Genomic DNA, 14,057 nt, shown 5'->3' on the forward strand with positions numbered 1-14,057 from the left:
ACCATGTCGGACGAGTACCATGACGCGCGCGCGGCGGTGCGCTGCGCCACGGATTACATTTTACGCTGGGTTGAAATCGCCAATGAGGCCCATGGCGTCGATATCGTCTATTCGCTCGTCTACACGACCCTCTGGGCGGGCAACGTCTCGCATCTGCGGGGCAAGGTGTATGCCGAGATCGACGAGATTCCGCCCGATGAAGAGCGCCGGCCGATCACCATTCGCCAGGTCGCCGATTCCCTGGGCCTGCCGTACGAAACCGTCCGTCGCCGCGTGGTCGAAATGCTCAAGCGCGGCGTCGCCAAGAAGGTCGGGCGCGAAGGCTTCATCGTGCCCGGCGAAGCCCTGGCGCGGCCTGAAATGGTCTCGAGCCTGCGGCGCTCGCACGCCAGCCTGACGCGGTTCCTGAAGGAACTGAAGGCCCTGGGCGTGGAAGCCACCTGAGTCCATCCAGACGGCAGGAAGCTTTGGCGCCCGCCCTACCGGTTGACCACCTTGACGATCCGCTTCGAAGACGGGCGCCCAGCCATGCCTTGAGCGGGGGCGTAGGTCACGATCAGGGTCCCGTTCCTGAGGGTGGCGCCGGGCTTGTCGCCCTCGGCCAGCACAACCCGCGCAATCCCGGCCAGGATTGACCGGTCACCCTTGCGGGCGATGCGCTCGAACGCCTCGGCGGTGATGGTTGCCGACTCAGCGATCAGCACGGAGGTCTCGGGCCGCGCATCCTGCAGCGTCTCGAACGGCATCTGCCGCTGGGCCGCGCGGCTGGCGCGGATGCTGGCCTGACCCATGCGCTGATAGAGGGCGATGGGCGAGATGGCGGACGGCGGCTGGATCGACGGCGCCTTGCCGGTCAGGGCGGCGGCCGCGCCGTTGGGGCTCTCGTCGGTGAACAGGATCATGCCGCCGAGCTTGGTGGCCCGCAGCATCGGCTCGCCCAGCTCGTTGTGGTAGATGACGTCGCCGCGCGAGGCGGGCTGCGGCGACAGCACCCAGACCTCGGCGCTGTTCTCGAACTTCAGCAGGGGCAGGGGCGAGGCGCGATCCAGCACAAAGGCGCTGCCGCTTTCCGAGACATAGCGGGCGACCGGAGGCGGGGCCGGACGGCGCGAGGTCGAAAAGCCGCGATGGCCCAGCAGGGCGTCCTTCAAGGACTGCGCGGCCTGTTGGGCGCTGGCGGGGGAACCGACCGCGAGGATGGCGACGATCGCGAGGACGATCTTCGCCCCCCAGCCGCTCTTCTCAACAATCGAACTCATCATTCAGCTGTCATGCCCGCCGACTAGGGCGAATCTTGGACGGTGGTCGCCGCCCCCCTTGCCCCGCGATCCGCCATCGCCCTCAAGGTGAAGGTTTCACGACGAAACGCACCGCGTCGTCAACCGTCGTGACAACGGCCCGGTCGCCTCCGCGCCGGGCCGTTGCAAACATGCCAGTACGGACAGCCTTTAGGCCGCCATGTACTGCCCGCCGTTCAGGGTCAGGGTGGCGCCGGTCACGAAGCCCGCGCGCTCGCCGGCCAGGAACGAGACCATGTCGGCGATCTCCTCGCCCTTGCCCAGGCGGCCCACCGGGATGCCGGCAATGATGCTGGCCAGCACGTTTTCCGGCACGGCGGCGACCATCTCGGTGTCGATATAGCCCGGGCAGATCACATTGACCGTGACGCCCTTCTTGGCGTTTTCGAGGGCCAGGGCCTTGGTGAAGCCGATCAGGCCCGCCTTGGCGGCCGAATAGTTGGTCTGGCCCATCTGGCCCTTCTGGCCGTTGATCGAGCTGATATTGATGATCCGACCCCAGTTGCGCTCGCGCATGCCCTCGATGACCGGGCGGGTCATGTTGAAGGCGCTATCCATGTTGACCCGGATCACTTCGGACCACTGCTCGTAGGTCATCTTGTGCAGCATGCCGTCGCGCGTGATGCCGGCATTGTTGATCAGAACGTCGATGGGACCCAGCTCCGCCTCGACCTTTTTCACCGCAGCGGCGCAGTCGTCGAACGAGCCGACATTGCCCTTCACCACCATCACGCCCAGGTCCCTGGCGCAGGCGGCGGCGGCTTCTTCGTTGCCGGAATAGCCGGCCGCGACCTTCATGCCGTCGGCCACCAGGCGCTCGCAGATCGCGCGACCGATCCCTCGGGTGCCGCCGGTCACGAATGCAACTCTCGTCATGTGTCTCTCCCGAGTTTCTTTTTATGAGTGTCGACAATCAGCGAGCCGGGGCAAGGCCCCGGCGCACTGTCATCGAAATTTGTCTGTTCAGACCGCCTCGACGCACATGGCCACACCCATGCCGCCGCCGATGCACAGCGTCGCCAGACCCTTCTTGGCCCCCGAGCGCTTCATCTCGTGCAGCAGGGTGGTGAGGATGCGCGCGCCCGACGCGCCGATCGGGTGACCGATGGCGATGGCCCCGCCGTTGACGTTCACCTTGGCGGTGTCGAGACCCAGTTCCTGCACCACGCACAGCGACTGGGCGGCGAAGGCTTCGTTGGACTCGACCAGGTCGAGGTCGGCGACGGTCCAGCCGGCCTTTTCCAGGGCCTTCTGGCTGGCCGGAATCGGGCCGGTGCCCATGATCTCGGGCTCGACGCCGGCATTGGCCCACGAGGCGATGCGAGCCAGCGGGGTCAGGCCGCGGGCCTTGGCTTCGTCGGCGCTCATCAGCACCAGGGCGGCGGCGCCGTCATTAAGGCCCGAGGCGTTGGCGGCGGTGACCGAGCCGTCCTTGGTGAAGGCCGGACGCAGGCCCGAAATGGCGTCGATCGTCACGCCGTGACGGATGAACTCGTCCTTGTCGACGATGGTGTCGCCCTTGCGGCCCTTGATGGTGACCGCAACGATCTCGGCGTCGAACCTGCCGGCCTTCTGGGCGGCCTCGGCCTTGTTCTGGCTGGCGACGGCGAAGGCGTCCTGGTCGCCGCGGGTGATCTGCCAGCGTGAGGCGATGTTCTCGGCGGTCTGGCCCATGTGATAGCCGTGGAAGGCGTCCCACAGGCCGTCCTTGATCATGGTGTCGACGAACGACAGGTCGCCCATCTTCTGGCCATTGCGCAGATGCTGGGCGTGCGGCGCCTGGCTCATGCTTTCCTGACCGCCGGCGACAACGATCTTGGCGTCGCCCGCTGCGATCTGCTGGGCCGCCAGGGCCACGGCGCGCAGGCCCGAGCCGCACAGCTGGTTGAGGCTCCAGGCCGGGCTGCCCACCGGGATGCCGGCATTGATCGCGGCCTGACGGGCCGGACCCTGGCCGGCGCCGGCCTGCAGCACCTGGCCCAGGATCACTTCATCGACGTCAGCGGGGCTGATGCCGGCGCGCTCGATGGCGGCCTGGATGGCGATCTTGCCGAGTTCAGACGCGGGCAGGCTGGACAGCGCCCCGTTGAAGGAACCGACCGGCGTGCGGGCGGCGGAAACGATGACGATGTCGCTCATGGCGAAGCTCCCGTAACGATCTGACGTGACGCCTTCGCAGTTGCGGCGCCCGTGCTTTTGCAGTGCAGCAACACAATGCATACCGAACCGCGTTCGTCACGGGCACTTTTTCACGGCTTGTTGCGCCTTCCAAGTGTTCTGACCACTGGCGCCATGCCTTTGCATTGGCGATAGTGCGTTGCGAAAAGCGGGCGACACCGCTCTCCCAGGGAACGAAATGTCCGAGAACCCCGAAAAAGGCGAAACCACCGCCGGCGCTGAAAAGGCGACCGGCCAACGCGTGATCATCAAGAAATACGCCAACCGTCGCCTCTACAACACAGCGTCCAGTTCCTACGTGACCCTCGAACACCTGTCGGACATGGTGAAGGAGGGCGTCGACTTTGTGGTCTATGACGCCAAGTCGAACGACGACATCACGCGCTCGGTGCTGACCCAGATCATTTTCGAAGAAGAGAACCGCGGCGGCGGCCAGAATCTGCTGCCGATCCAGTTCCTCCGCCAGCTGATCGGCTTCTACGGCAACTCCATGCAGGCCTTCCTGCCCAGCTATCTTGAGATGTCGCTGGAAAGCTTCACCAAGCAGCAGGAGCGGATGCGCACCCAGTTCGCGGGCGTCACGCCGGGCCTGACCGCCGCCAAGCTGCCGGTCGGTATCGGCGTCTATGAAGAACAGGTTCGCCAGAACATGGCCCTGTTCGACCGGGCGATGAAGATGTTCTCGCCCTTCGCCTATGCCCGGCCAGAAGACGCCGCTGCGGCGGCCTCGTCCGAACCGGCCGCGACCGCGCCCGCCCCGCAGCCCAGCGAGGATTCCCTGGCCGACCTCAAGCGCCAGCTGGAAGTCATGCAGCAGCAGATCGAGAAACTGGCCACCAAGCCCTGAGAGCCCTGAGGGCCCGGCCCTTAAGCCTCCAGAAACCACACCGGAACAGCCGTTCTTAACGGTCAAGGCCCTAGGCTGAAGACCATGACCGGCCCTATCGATCCCATCCGGCGTTCCAGCCCTGCGCGCCGCGCGCTGACCCTGCATCAGGATTCCGCCCATGAGGCTGAAACCGAGGATGTCGTGTTCGTGCGCGAGGAAGAGCCGGCTTCGGCGCCGCGCAAAAGCGGATTTGGCGCGTTCGCGGCCCACCTGATGGGCCAGAGCGGTCAGAAGCGCGGCCTGCGCGGTGGGCAGGAAGTGCTCGACTCGGCGCGATCGACCTATCTCGGGACGGAATATTCCGGCGAGGCCGACCGCCGTCCCAGGGCGGGCCTGTTGAAAAAGACCGCGATCTAGGAGTCCGGCTTGCCTAGGCGCGCCTCCAGGGCGGCGACCCGGGCCTCCAGCATGGCGATGCGCTTGTCGCGCGCCTCCAGCGGATCGAGCGGTGGCCGCACACCGGCCCGCAGCGCCGCCTCAGCCGTCGTCACGCCCAAAAGCTCAGCAAAAGCCGTCAGTTCGCTCCAGCTTAGCTCGCGCTGATCCTTGAACGCCAACTCCAGCGACGCCTCGTCCATCTGGGCGACGGCGGCCATGACGGCGAGGCTCAGGCCCCGCTGCGCCAGCAGCGCCTCGTACCAGCCCCGGTCGAAGAACAGCGCCATCAGCGTTTCGTCCTGAGGCGCCCGGCTTGGCGCCGGTCTTGCTTAACCGTTGGTGAATTCATCGCCGACGAGTGCTCCCATGCTGACCGCCGCCATCCGCTTTCTCGACATCGCCGTGGTCACCCTGATCTTCACGGCCCTGACCTAGATCAGGCAAGCCTTCCGGCGCTGGCCCTAACGCGGCCTTCACCACGACCGTCGAGCAAGCCTTAATCGGCGAGCGCTATTCCTCCCGCTCACATCGGGGAGAATTTTCGTGCTTCTGACGCTATCGGGCCTGTTTGTCGCGATCCTGCTCGCCACGCTCGCCTGGACGTTCGCAGAGCCCTACGTGACCCATTGGCGCGGGATGCGGGCGGCTGAAAAGCGGCGGATCGCGGAGCGCCGGAAACCGACGCCCCAGTAATCGCCTTCAGTTCTCGCCGAAATCCACGTCCCGCCGCGCGGCGACGATGGTGACGATGAAGCCGGCCAGAACGTCCAGCAGAACCATCACGGTGATCAGGAAGAAGGTCGAGGTCGCGAAGGCCGGGGCCAGCAGGAACTCGATCAGGCAGATGATGAACAGCACCAGCGACAGCGAGTGATTGATGATCGCGATCTTGCGGCTGGTCGTGGATTTCAGCAGCTCGACGAACAACACCACCAGCGAGGCGGCCAGCAGCAGATCGCCCAGGCTGACGGCCCAGTCGACGCGCGAGGTCATGTGGATGGTGAACAGGGTCTCGGTCATGCGCGCATGCGCCTGGGCCGACATGAACGCCCCCGACAGGGTCAGAGCGATCAGATTGTAGACCAGCACTGGCAGGGCCAGCAGCGGAACCGCGGCGAACATAGACAGCCTCTCCCCCAAGGACTCGCGGCCGTCAGGGTCGCGCGGCCTAGGGTTAACCGCATTTCCCGGACGGGAGAAGGCGGTTCAACTCCAAGGTGCTAAGTCGGATCTAGGCTTCGTCCACGCCCTGGGGATTGCGGGCCCGGGTCTGCAGCCACATCACGCCCAGCAGGTCGCTGACCGAGGCCTTCAGCCGGCCGAAATTGGTATATTTCGACACCCCGCTCTCGCGGTGGCGATGGTTGACCGGCTGGAACGCCACCTCATAGCCCTCGCGCAGCATCAGGGCCGGGATGTAGCGGTGGATATGGTCGAAATAGGGAAGCCGCAGGAAGGCCTCGCGACGGAAGGCCTTGAGCCCGCAGCCGGTGTCATTGGCCGTATCCTTCAGCAGGCGCTTGCGCACGCCGTTGCCGAACTTTGAGGCGAAGCGCTTGGCGCTGCTGTCCTGACGCTTGACCCGCTCGCCGCCGACCAGGGCCAGGGTGGCGGGGCCAGCGGCCAGGGCCCGGGCCAGGCGCGGCGCGTCGGCGGGATCGTTCTGGCCGTCGCCGTCCAGGGTGACGATGATCGGCCCGCGCGCGGCCAGGATGCCGCTGCGCACGGCGCGGCTCTGGCCGGAGTTCTTGCGATGGCTCAGCACGCGCAGTTGCGGAATCTCGGTCTTCAGGGCCACCAGCAGGGCCCGAGTGTCGTCGCGGCTGGCGTCGTCGATGAAGATGATCTCGTGATTTTCGCCGGCGAAGGCGGCCGCGATCTCGCGCGCCAGGGCCGGGGCCGCGCCGCCCTCGTCAAAGACGGGGACGACAATCGAATAGTCAGGGATTGCGGCGGCTTGAGCAGTCATCGCCCTCTAATACCTGAAAAGTCGCCACACGAAAGGATCGTGCTATTCCATGCGCCATGACGCTTGAATCTCGCCTGGATGCCTGGAGCCGCGGTTGGCGCGGCCCGCTGCTTGCCGCCCTGCTGGCGTTTCTGGCCGGCCTGCCGGGCCTGCTGGCCATGCCGCCGCTGGACCGCGACGAGTCGCGCTTCGCCCAGGCCACCGCCCAGATGCTGGAAACCGACGACCTGGTGGTCATCAAGTTCCAGGACCAGCCGCGTTTCAAGAAGCCTGTCGGCATCCACTGGCTGCAGGCGGCGACAGTGTCGCTGGTCTCGGCGCCCGAGGATCGCGGCATCTGGGCCTATCGCATCCCGTCCCTGCTGGGCGCGATGCTGGCGGCGGCGGCCTGCGCCTGGGGGGCGGCGGCGCTGCTTGATCCGCGCACCGGCCTGCTGGCCGGAGCCATACTGGGCTCGTCCTTCCTGCTGTCCAGCGAAGCCTTCATCGCCAAGACCGACGCGGCCCTGTGCGGTTTCACGACCCTGGCCATGGCGGCCCTGGCCCGGATGTACGCCGACCATCTGGCGGGACGAACGCCCGGTAAATGGACCAAGCTGGCCTTCTGGGGCGGTCTGGCGATGGCGGCCCTGATCAAGGGGCCGGTGGGCCTGCTGACCGTGATCTTCGCGGCCCTGGCCCTGTGGGCCTGGGACCGTAAGGCGCCGTGGCTGAAGACCCTGGGCTGGGGCTGGGGCCTGGTGCTGTTCGCCGCCGTGGTGCTGCCCTGGGCGATGATGATCACCGTGGCCACCGACGGCGCCTTCTGGGGCGTGGCCATCGCCGGCGACCTGGCCCCCAAGATGGTCGGCGGCCAGGAAGGCCATTCGGGGCCGTTCGGCTATCACACCCTGCTGGCGCCGCTGCTGGTCTATCCCGCGACCCTGCTGTTGCCCGCCGCCCTGGTGCTGGCCTGGACCGGCCGGGGCGAGCCCGGCGTGCGCTTCGCCGTCTGCTGGCTGGTTCCGACTTGGCTTATGTTCGAGATTCTGCCGACCAAGCTGGCCCACTACACTCTGCCGGCCATGGGCGGCATGGCCATGCTGCTGGCCGCCGCCGTGCGCGCGCCGCTGGGCGATCTGGTCCGGCGGATCGGGGCGGGCCTGACCCTGTTCGTTTCGCTGCTGCTGGCCGCCGTGGCGGTGTACGGCATGAAGGCGTTCGGCCAGGGCGCCGACATCGTCTGGACCGTGCTGACCGTGCTTCTGCTGCTGGCGGCCGGCGTGCTGGGGGCCGTGCTGCTGCTGCGACGGCAATCGGCGCGGGCGCTGGTGATCTCGGGCGGCCTGGGCGTGCTGGCCCACGCCTGTCTGGTGGGCGGGCTGCTGCCGCGTCTGGAGCCGCTGTTCCTGTCCAGGGACATCGCCGACGCCCTCGACAGGGCCAAGCTGTCGCCCCGGTCCGGCGCGCCCGGCCCCGTGGCCGTGACAGGCTATTCAGAACCCAGCCTGGTCTTCCTGCTGGGCACCGCCACCGAGCTGACCGACGGCGACCGCGCCGCCCAGGCCATCGTCCAGGGCCGCCCGGCCGTGGTCGAGGCGCGCGAGGACGCCGTGTTCCGCAAGGCCCTGTCCACCGCCGGCCTGACGCCCCGTCCGGTCGCGGTGATCAAGGGCCAGAACTATTCCGACGGCGACGGCGAGCGCCTGACGATCTATCGCGGTGAGCCCCAGACGGACATCCAGACCGAAACTCAACCCGCTCCCGAGGATCGCCCATGAGCCGCTTCATCGAGATCGTCGAGGTCGGGCCGCGCGACGGCCTGCAGAACGAGAAGCTGTCGCTGTCGGTCGACGAGAAACTCGCCCTGATCCGCCAGCTGGAAGCCGCCGGCGCCCGGCGCATGGAGGTGGTGTCGTTCGTCAATCCCAACCGCGTGCCGCAGATGGCCGGCGCGGAAGAGATCATGGCGGCGCTGCCGGCCGACCTGAAGCATTCCCGGATTGGCCTGGTGCTGAACATGCGCGGCTGGGAGCGCTGTGTGGCGGCCCAGTGTGACGAGGCCAATGTCGTGGTCTGCGCCACCGACGGTTTCGGCACCCGCAACCAGGGCTCGACCACCCACCAGCAGATCGATGCGCTGGCGGGCATTGTCGAGCGTCAGGCCGTCGAGGGTGGCCCGCCAATCACCGCGACCCTGTCGGTAGCCTTTGGCTGTCCGTTCGATGGCGAGGTGTCTGAGGATCAGGTTGTGGCCATCGTCCGCGAGATCGCCCTGCTTGGGGTTCCCGAGATCGCCATCGCCGACACCATCGGGGTCGCCGATCCCTGGACCGTCCGTAAACGGATCGAGGCCGTCCGCGCCGCCGCGCCGGACGCCCGCCTGCGCATGCACTTCCACGACACCCGCAACACCGGCCTGGCCAACGCCTTCGCCAGTGTCGAGGCCGGGGTCGACGTGCTGGACGCCTCGGTCGGCGGCCTGGGCGGCTGTCCGTTCGCACCCAACGCCACCGGCAATATCGGCACCGAGGATCTGGTCTACATGCTGGAGCGGGCCGGTTTTGAGACCGGCTATGATCTTGGCGCGTTGATCGAGGTCGGGCGCGCGATCAGCGAGCGGCTGGGCAAGGCGCCGGCCTCTTCCCTGGCGCGCGCTGGAGGTTTCCCCGCATGATCCGCTTCGTCCTGATCGCCGGCGCCGCGCTAGCCTTGGCCGCCTGCGTCGCCACCCCGCCGGTCGAGGCGGCCGCGCGCTGCGATGTCACCGTCAAGTTCGGCAGCTATGGCATGGGCATTGATCACGCTCTGGCCGACAGCGTCGGCGCGGCGGTCAAGGCCGACCGCGATCTGGCCCGCGTCGAGCGCAAGCCGTGGGGTCGTGAGGGGGAATACGACCTTTGCCTTCAAGCCAAGGCTGGCCGCGACGCCAAGGCCATCTACGAACGCTATCGCGCCATGCTGCCGGGCCGGGCCCTGAAGGCGCCGACCTCGATCGAGGGGCCGGGGGGTCTGAGGTACGAGACGATCGCGCCGATGTGACGCCTAGAGCTTGTCATCCCGGGCGTAGCGCTTCAGCGCGAAGACCCGGGACCGCAGCATGCGCGGCGCTTCCGGCGGTCCCGGCTCGGCGCGCTGCGCGCTTGGCCGGGATGACAGCTTCTATGGCCTAAATCGGCCGCCCGGTGATCTTCCACAGCAGCGGACGGCAGACCGACATCAGCATGATGGCCGGGGCCAGAAACACGGCCAGGGCGTAGCGCTGCAGGGTGTCGGCGCGCTTGATGAAGTAGCGGCTAAGCCCCACGCCCTTGTGGAACTCGACCTTCACCGGGTGTTCCAGGCTCGTGTGCCCCAGATGCACGACCTGGGCCTTGGGCTGGAAGATCACCTGGCCGCCGGCCTGGCGGGCGCGCCAGCACAGGTCGATGTCCTCGACGTGCAGGAAATAGCCCTCGTCGAAACCGTCCAGCGCCTCGAAATCGGACCGGCGCAGCGCGAAACAGGCGCCCGAAATGGTCGGCATGGGAACCGGCGAGCGCGGCAGCGGTTCGGTCTCCCGATGAATCTCGTAGCCCGACAATCCGGCATAGCGACGGGTCAGATGACCAAAGCTGAGCAAGGTCGTGATCGGCGTCACCTCGCCGCGACGGCCGCCGCGCTGCTCTGAGCCGTCGGTGTTCATCACCCGCGCGCCGACCACGGTCGGGGTGGGCTGGCCGCGGAAGGCCGTCACCAGCGCCGCGATGCAACCGGTCTGCATGTTGGCGTCGGGATTGATGAAGATGATGTATTCGCCCTTGGCCGTCGTGGCGCCCAGATTGGCGCCGCGCGCGAAGCCGACATTGCCGTGGCCCTGCTGGAGCACGACGCGCGGCTCGGTCAGGCCCAGGGCCCGCAGCATCTCGGCGTCACGCGGAGACGAGCCGTTGTCGACGATGACGAACTCGTCGACCAGCGGCTCGTCCAGCACGTGCTTGATGCTTTCGATCAGCGCGCCCCCCGTCCGGTACACGACCATCACCACCGAAATGTTCGGTCGCGCCGGGCGGGCCCCGGCGGCAAGGGTCGTGAAGGATGGGAGGATGCTGTTCATCAGGCGAGCGCTGCCTCCTGCACAGGCTTGGAAATGCCGCGCGCACGGGCCAGATCCGGCGGGGTCGCTTCGGCGGTCAGGACGCGCACGGCCTCGTCGAGCGACAGAATGTTCTGTCCCTCGCCGCCCAGGCGACGCAGGGCCACCTGCCCCGTCTCTGCTTCCTTGCGCCCCACCACCGCGATCACCGGAACCTTTGCGAGACTGTGCTCGCGAATCTTGTAGTTGATCTTTTCATTACGCAGATCGACCTCCGCGCGCATCCCCATATTCGTCAACTTCTCGACGACCTGAAGCGCATATTCATCCGCGTCAGAGGTAATCGTCGTCACAACAACCTGCGTCGGCGCCAGCCAAAGCGGCAGATGGCCAGCGAAGTTTTCCAGCAGAATACCGATAAACCGTTCGAACGACCCCAGGATCGCCCTGTGAAGCATCACCGGGCGCTTTTTTGAACCGTCTTCCGAAACGTACTCTGCGTCCAGTCGTTCCGGCAAAACAAAGTCCAGCTGCAGCGTGCCGCACTGCCAGACGCGACCGATCGCGTCCTTTAGCGAGAACTCCAGCTTGGGGCCATAGAATGCGCCTTCGCCGGGCTGGTCAACCAGACGTTCGCCGGCGGCCTCGGCGGCCGTGGCCAGAGCGTGCTCGGCCTTGTCCCAAACCTCGTCTGAGCCCGCGCGAAGCTCCGGACGCGTCGAGAACTTCACGTCGTGAAGCTGCATGCCGAGGTCGTTATAGACGCTGCGCAACAGTTCGATGAACCTGGCGCTTTCCTCGGTGACCTGCTCTTCGCGGCAGAAGATGTGGGCGTCGTCCTGGGTGAAGGCCCGCACCCGCATGATGCCGTGCATGGCGCCCGAGGGCTCATAGCGGTGGCAGGCCCCGAACTCGGCCATGCGCAGCGGCAGTTCGCGATAGCTCTTCTGGCCGATATTGAAGATCTGGATGTGGCCCGGGCAGTTCATCGGCTTGACGGCCAGGACCTCGCCCTCGGCGCTTTCGCACATGAACATGGCGTGGCCGAACTTTTCGGCGTGGCCCGACTTTTCCCACAGGCTGCGATCCAGGATCTGGGGCGTCTTGACCTCTTGATAGCCCGCAGCGTCCAGGCGACGGCGCATATAGGCCTCCAGCGCCAGATACAGCGTCCAGCCCTTGGGGTGCCAGAAGATCATGCCCTTGCCCTCTTCCTGCAGGTGGAAGAGGTTCATGGTGCGGCCCAGCTTGCGGTGATCGCGCTTCTCGGCTTCCTCGACCCGCAGCAGATAGGCGGCCAGATCGGCGTCGCTGGCCCATGAGGTGCCATAGATGCGCTGCAGCTGGGCGTTGTTCTGGTCGCCGCGCCAATAGGCGCCGGCCAGCTTGGTCAGCTTGAAGGCCTTGCCCACCGCCTTGGTCGAGGGAAGGTGCGGCCCGCGGCACAGGTCCTTCCAGTTTTCGCCCTGGTGATAGACCGTGATCGTGTCGCTGGCCGGCAGGTCGCGGATGATCTGGGCCTTGTAGCTTTCGCCCAGGGCTTCGAAATCGGCGATGGCGGCGTCGCGGTCGACCTCTTCGCGGCGGATCTTCTCGTCGCGGTCGACGATCTGGCGCATCCGCTCTTCGATCTTGGGCAGATCGTCGAGGCTGAACGGCTCGTCGCGGGCGAAGTCGTAATAGAAGCCGTCCTCGACATTGGGACCGATCGTCACCTGGGTGCCGGGGAACAGCTCCTGAACCGCCTGGGCCAGCACGTGGGCGGTGTCGTGGCGGATCACCTCCAGAACGTCGGGCGACTCGCGCGTGACGATCTCGATCCTGCGATCGCCGGTCAGCAGATCGGGCGTCAGCGGGCGATCGAGGTCCAGCAGCACGCCGTCCAGCTTGATCAGCAGCGCCTTCTTTTCCAGCGACTTGGAAATGGCGGCCGCCACGTCGCGACCGCTGGAGCCAGCGGGATATTGACGGGAGGAACCGTCGGGGAAAACCAGGTCGATCATTCTTCACATGTCCACTTGCGTGGCTGGTCGCGCGGCGGAGGCGGGTCATACCCCGATCCTCCAAACGGATTGCATCGGCAAATCCGTCGCAACGCCAGCCAGGACCCCTTGGCGGGTCCGTGATCCTTAAGCGCCTGAGCCGCATACTCCGAACAACTCGGCAGGAAACGGCACTGACGCCCAATGAGGGGCGAGAGCGTCAACTTGTAGACCCGAAGGCCGAGGTCGACGGTGCGGTCGTAAAAGGTCATGCCAGCGCGCAATTGTTTCGGAGGTGGTTATCGCACCCGCGAAAAGCCGCAATCAAGCGGCGCCGGCGCTGCTAGTTCGCGTTTCCGCCGCGGCTGTGGCCCGAGAGACAGCCTCCACCGCCGCCTCGAACGCCAGAAGCGTCGAGGCATGACGGGCGGGGTAGGCCTTTACAGGCTCAAGCACGGCAAGCTCCGAGAACCGGCCCGCAGGAGATGGGCCGTTGAGCTTGAGCATAGCGCGTAGGGAATCCCGCGCCAACACGATCTCGGAAAGATCCGCACCGATGATGTTGGCGCCCAGGATCGCGGCGCTGGCCTGGCCCAGGGCGCAGGCCGAAACCTCCTGGGCGAAGTCGCTGACCTTGCCGTCCGCCATCGTCACATCGACCGTGATGCGGCTGCCGCACAGCTTGGCGGTCTTCTCGGACGACGCATCGGGCGTCGCCAGCCGTCCGGCGCGCGGGATGTTGGCGACCAGGGTCAGGATCTTGGCGCTGTAGAGCTCGTCGATCATCAGGCTGAAGTGGGGCTGTTCTGGCGCGCAGACCAGAGGGCCTCGGCATGATCGCGCAGGGCCTCGCCCATCTGGGTGTAGGCCGCCTTCAGCTTGCGGCGGTCATCCCGGCTGATCCAGCGCACCAGCATGCCCATGAACAGCTCGCCATTCGAGAAGGTCGAGCTGCTGGGGCCCATGTTCTCGATCTCGATATAGCGGATGGCGGTGACGAAGCCGCCCAGGCGGGTCGAGCGCCAGTGCAGCTGCTCATAGGGCACCCAGTCCTGGACCACCGGCTGGATCACCCGCACCGGCTCGCCGGGCAGGGCCTGGTGCACGCTCAACGACGTGCCGATCTTCAGCTGGCCCTCGGCCCGGGGATGGACCGGGTTCCACTGCTCCCAGGTCGAGAAGTCCGAGATCAGCTCCCAGACCAGTTCGGCCGGGGCCTGGATGCCAATGCGGTGTTCTACGGCGCGTTTCATGGCGGGCTTTTAACACTGGAAGCGCGCCGGGTTAAACCCGTCCAGGGCGCCGATCA

At 66.7% G+C, this 14,057-nt stretch carries 18 protein-coding genes; 7 read left to right on the top strand and 11 right to left on the bottom strand.

The genetic code is table 11. The features are described 5' to 3' along the window. The first annotated feature begins 3 nt into the window (after nt 1-3). A complete protein-coding gene (locus ACN2C7_RS17665; protein ID WP_419318754.1) occupies nt 4-444 on the top strand; it encodes a hypothetical protein in 441 nt (146 codons plus the stop codon). 35 nt (nt 445-479) lie between these two features. On the opposite strand, the gene ACN2C7_RS17670 is transcribed toward ACN2C7_RS17665, so the two are convergent. The 3 genes from ACN2C7_RS17670 to ACN2C7_RS17680 all read right to left on the bottom strand — a co-directional run bounded on the left by ACN2C7_RS17670 (nt 480) and on the right by ACN2C7_RS17680 (nt 3,437). Continuing rightward, complete coding sequence (locus ACN2C7_RS17670; protein WP_419318756.1) at nt 480-1,259, bottom strand: DUF4908 domain-containing protein; 780 nt, start codon at nt 1,257-1,259, stop codon at nt 480-482. Nucleotides 1,260-1,448: 189 nt separating this feature from the next. Next, on the bottom strand, nt 1,449-2,174 hold the full coding sequence (locus tag ACN2C7_RS17675; protein ID WP_419318758.1) for a beta-ketoacyl-ACP reductase: 726 nt from the start codon (nt 2,172-2,174) through the stop codon (nt 1,449-1,451). Between the two features lie 87 nt (nt 2,175-2,261). Next, the gene (locus ACN2C7_RS17680) at nt 2,262-3,437 is read right to left on the bottom strand and encodes an acetyl-CoA C-acetyltransferase (protein ID WP_419318760.1); all 1,176 of its coding nucleotides are present in this window, start codon (nt 3,435-3,437) and stop codon (nt 2,262-2,264) included. A 217-nt stretch (nt 3,438-3,654) separates the two neighbouring features. Between ACN2C7_RS17680 and phaR the strand changes: the two genes are divergently transcribed. Together phaR and ACN2C7_RS17690 are read left to right on the top strand one after the other, a co-directional pair. Then, nucleotides 3,655-4,323 carry a polyhydroxyalkanoate synthesis repressor PhaR gene (phaR, locus tag ACN2C7_RS17685; RefSeq protein ID WP_419318762.1) on the top strand — a complete coding sequence of 223 codons (669 nt, stop codon included), beginning with the start codon at nt 3,655-3,657 and terminating at the stop codon, nt 4,321-4,323. A gap of 84 nt (nt 4,324-4,407) precedes the next feature. Next, complete coding sequence (locus ACN2C7_RS17690) at nt 4,408-4,722, top strand: hypothetical protein (RefSeq protein WP_419318764.1); 315 nt, start codon at nt 4,408-4,410, stop codon at nt 4,720-4,722. On the opposite strand, the gene ACN2C7_RS17695 is transcribed toward ACN2C7_RS17690, so the two are convergent. Next, nucleotides 4,719-5,030 (bottom strand): DNA-binding protein, encoded by a 312-nt coding sequence (locus tag ACN2C7_RS17695; RefSeq protein WP_419318766.1) that lies wholly within the window; start codon nt 5,028-5,030, stop codon nt 4,719-4,721. The two genes, ACN2C7_RS17690 and ACN2C7_RS17695, sit on opposite strands and share 4 nt — an antisense overlap. Before the next feature lie 256 nt (nt 5,031-5,286). On the opposite strand from ACN2C7_RS17695, the gene ACN2C7_RS17700 reads away from it, so the two are divergent. Further along, nucleotides 5,287-5,436 carry a hypothetical protein gene (locus ACN2C7_RS17700; RefSeq protein WP_419318768.1) on the top strand — a complete coding sequence of 50 codons (150 nt, stop codon included), beginning with the start codon at nt 5,287-5,289 and terminating at the stop codon, nt 5,434-5,436. Between the two features lie 6 nt (nt 5,437-5,442). Here the strand turns inward: ACN2C7_RS17700 and ACN2C7_RS17705 are convergent, their stop codons facing one another. Together ACN2C7_RS17705 and ACN2C7_RS17710 are read right to left on the bottom strand one after the other, a co-directional pair. Then, entirely contained in the window at nt 5,443-5,865 is a 423-nt protein-coding gene (locus tag ACN2C7_RS17705; RefSeq protein WP_419318770.1) for a hypothetical protein, read from the bottom strand. A 109-nt stretch (nt 5,866-5,974) separates the two neighbouring features. Beyond that, nucleotides 5,975-6,712 carry a glycosyltransferase family 2 protein gene (locus ACN2C7_RS17710; protein ID WP_419318772.1) on the bottom strand — a complete coding sequence of 246 codons (738 nt, stop codon included), beginning with the start codon at nt 6,710-6,712 and terminating at the stop codon, nt 5,975-5,977. Nucleotides 6,713-6,768: 56 nt separating this feature from the next. Between ACN2C7_RS17710 and ACN2C7_RS17715 the strand changes: the two genes are divergently transcribed. The 3 genes from ACN2C7_RS17715 to ACN2C7_RS17725 are packed head-to-tail and all read left to right on the top strand — an operon-like array spanning nt 6,769 to nt 9,733. Next, complete coding sequence (locus ACN2C7_RS17715; protein WP_419318774.1) at nt 6,769-8,472, top strand: ArnT family glycosyltransferase; 1,704 nt, start codon at nt 6,769-6,771, stop codon at nt 8,470-8,472. After that, the gene (locus ACN2C7_RS17720; RefSeq protein ID WP_419318776.1) at nt 8,469-9,368 is read left to right on the top strand and encodes a hydroxymethylglutaryl-CoA lyase; all 900 of its coding nucleotides are present in this window, start codon (nt 8,469-8,471) and stop codon (nt 9,366-9,368) included. Before ACN2C7_RS17715 ends, ACN2C7_RS17720 begins: the two co-directional genes overlap by 4 nt. Next, the gene (locus ACN2C7_RS17725) at nt 9,365-9,733 is read left to right on the top strand and encodes a hypothetical protein (protein ID WP_419318778.1); all 369 of its coding nucleotides are present in this window, start codon (nt 9,365-9,367) and stop codon (nt 9,731-9,733) included. Before ACN2C7_RS17720 ends, ACN2C7_RS17725 begins: the two co-directional genes overlap by 4 nt. Before the next feature lie 127 nt (nt 9,734-9,860). Here ACN2C7_RS17725 and ACN2C7_RS17730 read toward each other — a convergent pair whose 3' ends face one another. From ACN2C7_RS17730 to ACN2C7_RS17750, 5 genes are read right to left on the bottom strand one after another with little or no spacing between them, the layout of a single operon-like run. Then, on the bottom strand, nt 9,861-10,787 hold the full coding sequence (locus ACN2C7_RS17730) for a glycosyltransferase family 2 protein (RefSeq protein WP_419318780.1): 927 nt from the start codon (nt 10,785-10,787) through the stop codon (nt 9,861-9,863). Next, complete coding sequence (gene thrS, locus ACN2C7_RS17735) at nt 10,787-12,769, bottom strand: threonine--tRNA ligase (protein WP_419318782.1); 1,983 nt, start codon at nt 12,767-12,769, stop codon at nt 10,787-10,789. Before thrS ends, ACN2C7_RS17730 begins: the two co-directional genes overlap by 1 nt. Next, entirely contained in the window at nt 12,766-13,020 is a 255-nt protein-coding gene (gene yidD / locus ACN2C7_RS17740) for a membrane protein insertion efficiency factor YidD (RefSeq protein ID WP_419318784.1), read from the bottom strand. Before yidD ends, thrS begins: the two co-directional genes overlap by 4 nt. A 52-nt stretch (nt 13,021-13,072) precedes the next feature. Further along, entirely contained in the window at nt 13,073-13,534 is a 462-nt protein-coding gene (locus tag ACN2C7_RS17745) for an iron-sulfur cluster assembly scaffold protein (protein WP_419318786.1), read from the bottom strand. Next, complete coding sequence (locus ACN2C7_RS17750; RefSeq protein ID WP_419318788.1) at nt 13,534-14,001, bottom strand: SRPBCC family protein; 468 nt, start codon at nt 13,999-14,001, stop codon at nt 13,534-13,536. Before ACN2C7_RS17750 ends, ACN2C7_RS17745 begins: the two co-directional genes overlap by 1 nt. Nucleotides 14,002-14,057 lie beyond the last annotated feature (56 nt).

The organism is Caulobacter sp. ErkDOM-E (genome assembly GCF_048541895.1).
Lineage (GTDB): Bacteria > Pseudomonadota > Alphaproteobacteria > Caulobacterales > Caulobacteraceae > Caulobacter.

Bases quoted from the DNA above. Each gene is read 5' to 3' on its own strand.
- ACN2C7_RS17665 (WP_419318754.1), top strand. From the start codon at position 4: ATGTCGGACGAGTACCATGACGCGCGCGCGGCGGTGCGCTGCGCCACG.
- ACN2C7_RS17670 (WP_419318756.1), bottom strand. From the start codon at position 1,259: ATGAGTTCGATTGTTGAGAAGAGCGGCTGGGGGGCGAAGATCGTCCTC.
- ACN2C7_RS17675 (WP_419318758.1), bottom strand. From the start codon at position 2,174: ATGACGAGAGTTGCATTCGTGACCGGCGGCACCCGAGGGATCGGTCGC.
- ACN2C7_RS17680 (WP_419318760.1), bottom strand. From the start codon at position 3,437: ATGAGCGACATCGTCATCGTTTCCGCCGCCCGCACGCCGGTCGGTTCC.
- phaR (WP_419318762.1), top strand. From the start codon at position 3,655: ATGTCCGAGAACCCCGAAAAAGGCGAAACCACCGCCGGCGCTGAAAAG.
- ACN2C7_RS17690 (WP_419318764.1), top strand. From the start codon at position 4,408: ATGACCGGCCCTATCGATCCCATCCGGCGTTCCAGCCCTGCGCGCCGC.
- ACN2C7_RS17695 (WP_419318766.1), bottom strand. From the start codon at position 5,030: ATGGCGCTGTTCTTCGACCGGGGCTGGTACGAGGCGCTGCTGGCGCAG.
- ACN2C7_RS17705 (WP_419318770.1), bottom strand. From the start codon at position 5,865: ATGTTCGCCGCGGTTCCGCTGCTGGCCCTGCCAGTGCTGGTCTACAAT.
- ACN2C7_RS17710 (WP_419318772.1), bottom strand. From the start codon at position 6,712: ATGACTGCTCAAGCCGCCGCAATCCCTGACTATTCGATTGTCGTCCCC.
- ACN2C7_RS17715 (WP_419318774.1), top strand. From the start codon at position 6,769: ATGACGCTTGAATCTCGCCTGGATGCCTGGAGCCGCGGTTGGCGCGGC.
- ACN2C7_RS17720 (WP_419318776.1), top strand. From the start codon at position 8,469: ATGAGCCGCTTCATCGAGATCGTCGAGGTCGGGCCGCGCGACGGCCTG.
- ACN2C7_RS17725 (WP_419318778.1), top strand. From the start codon at position 9,365: ATGATCCGCTTCGTCCTGATCGCCGGCGCCGCGCTAGCCTTGGCCGCC.
- ACN2C7_RS17730 (WP_419318780.1), bottom strand. From the start codon at position 10,787: ATGAACAGCATCCTCCCATCCTTCACGACCCTTGCCGCCGGGGCCCGC.
- thrS (WP_419318782.1), bottom strand. From the start codon at position 12,769: ATGATCGACCTGGTTTTCCCCGACGGTTCCTCCCGTCAATATCCCGCT.
- yidD (WP_419318784.1), bottom strand. From the start codon at position 13,020: ATGACCTTTTACGACCGCACCGTCGACCTCGGCCTTCGGGTCTACAAG.
- ACN2C7_RS17745 (WP_419318786.1), bottom strand. From the start codon at position 13,534: ATGATCGACGAGCTCTACAGCGCCAAGATCCTGACCCTGGTCGCCAAC.
- ACN2C7_RS17750 (WP_419318788.1), bottom strand. From the start codon at position 14,001: ATGAAACGCGCCGTAGAACACCGCATTGGCATCCAGGCCCCGGCCGAA.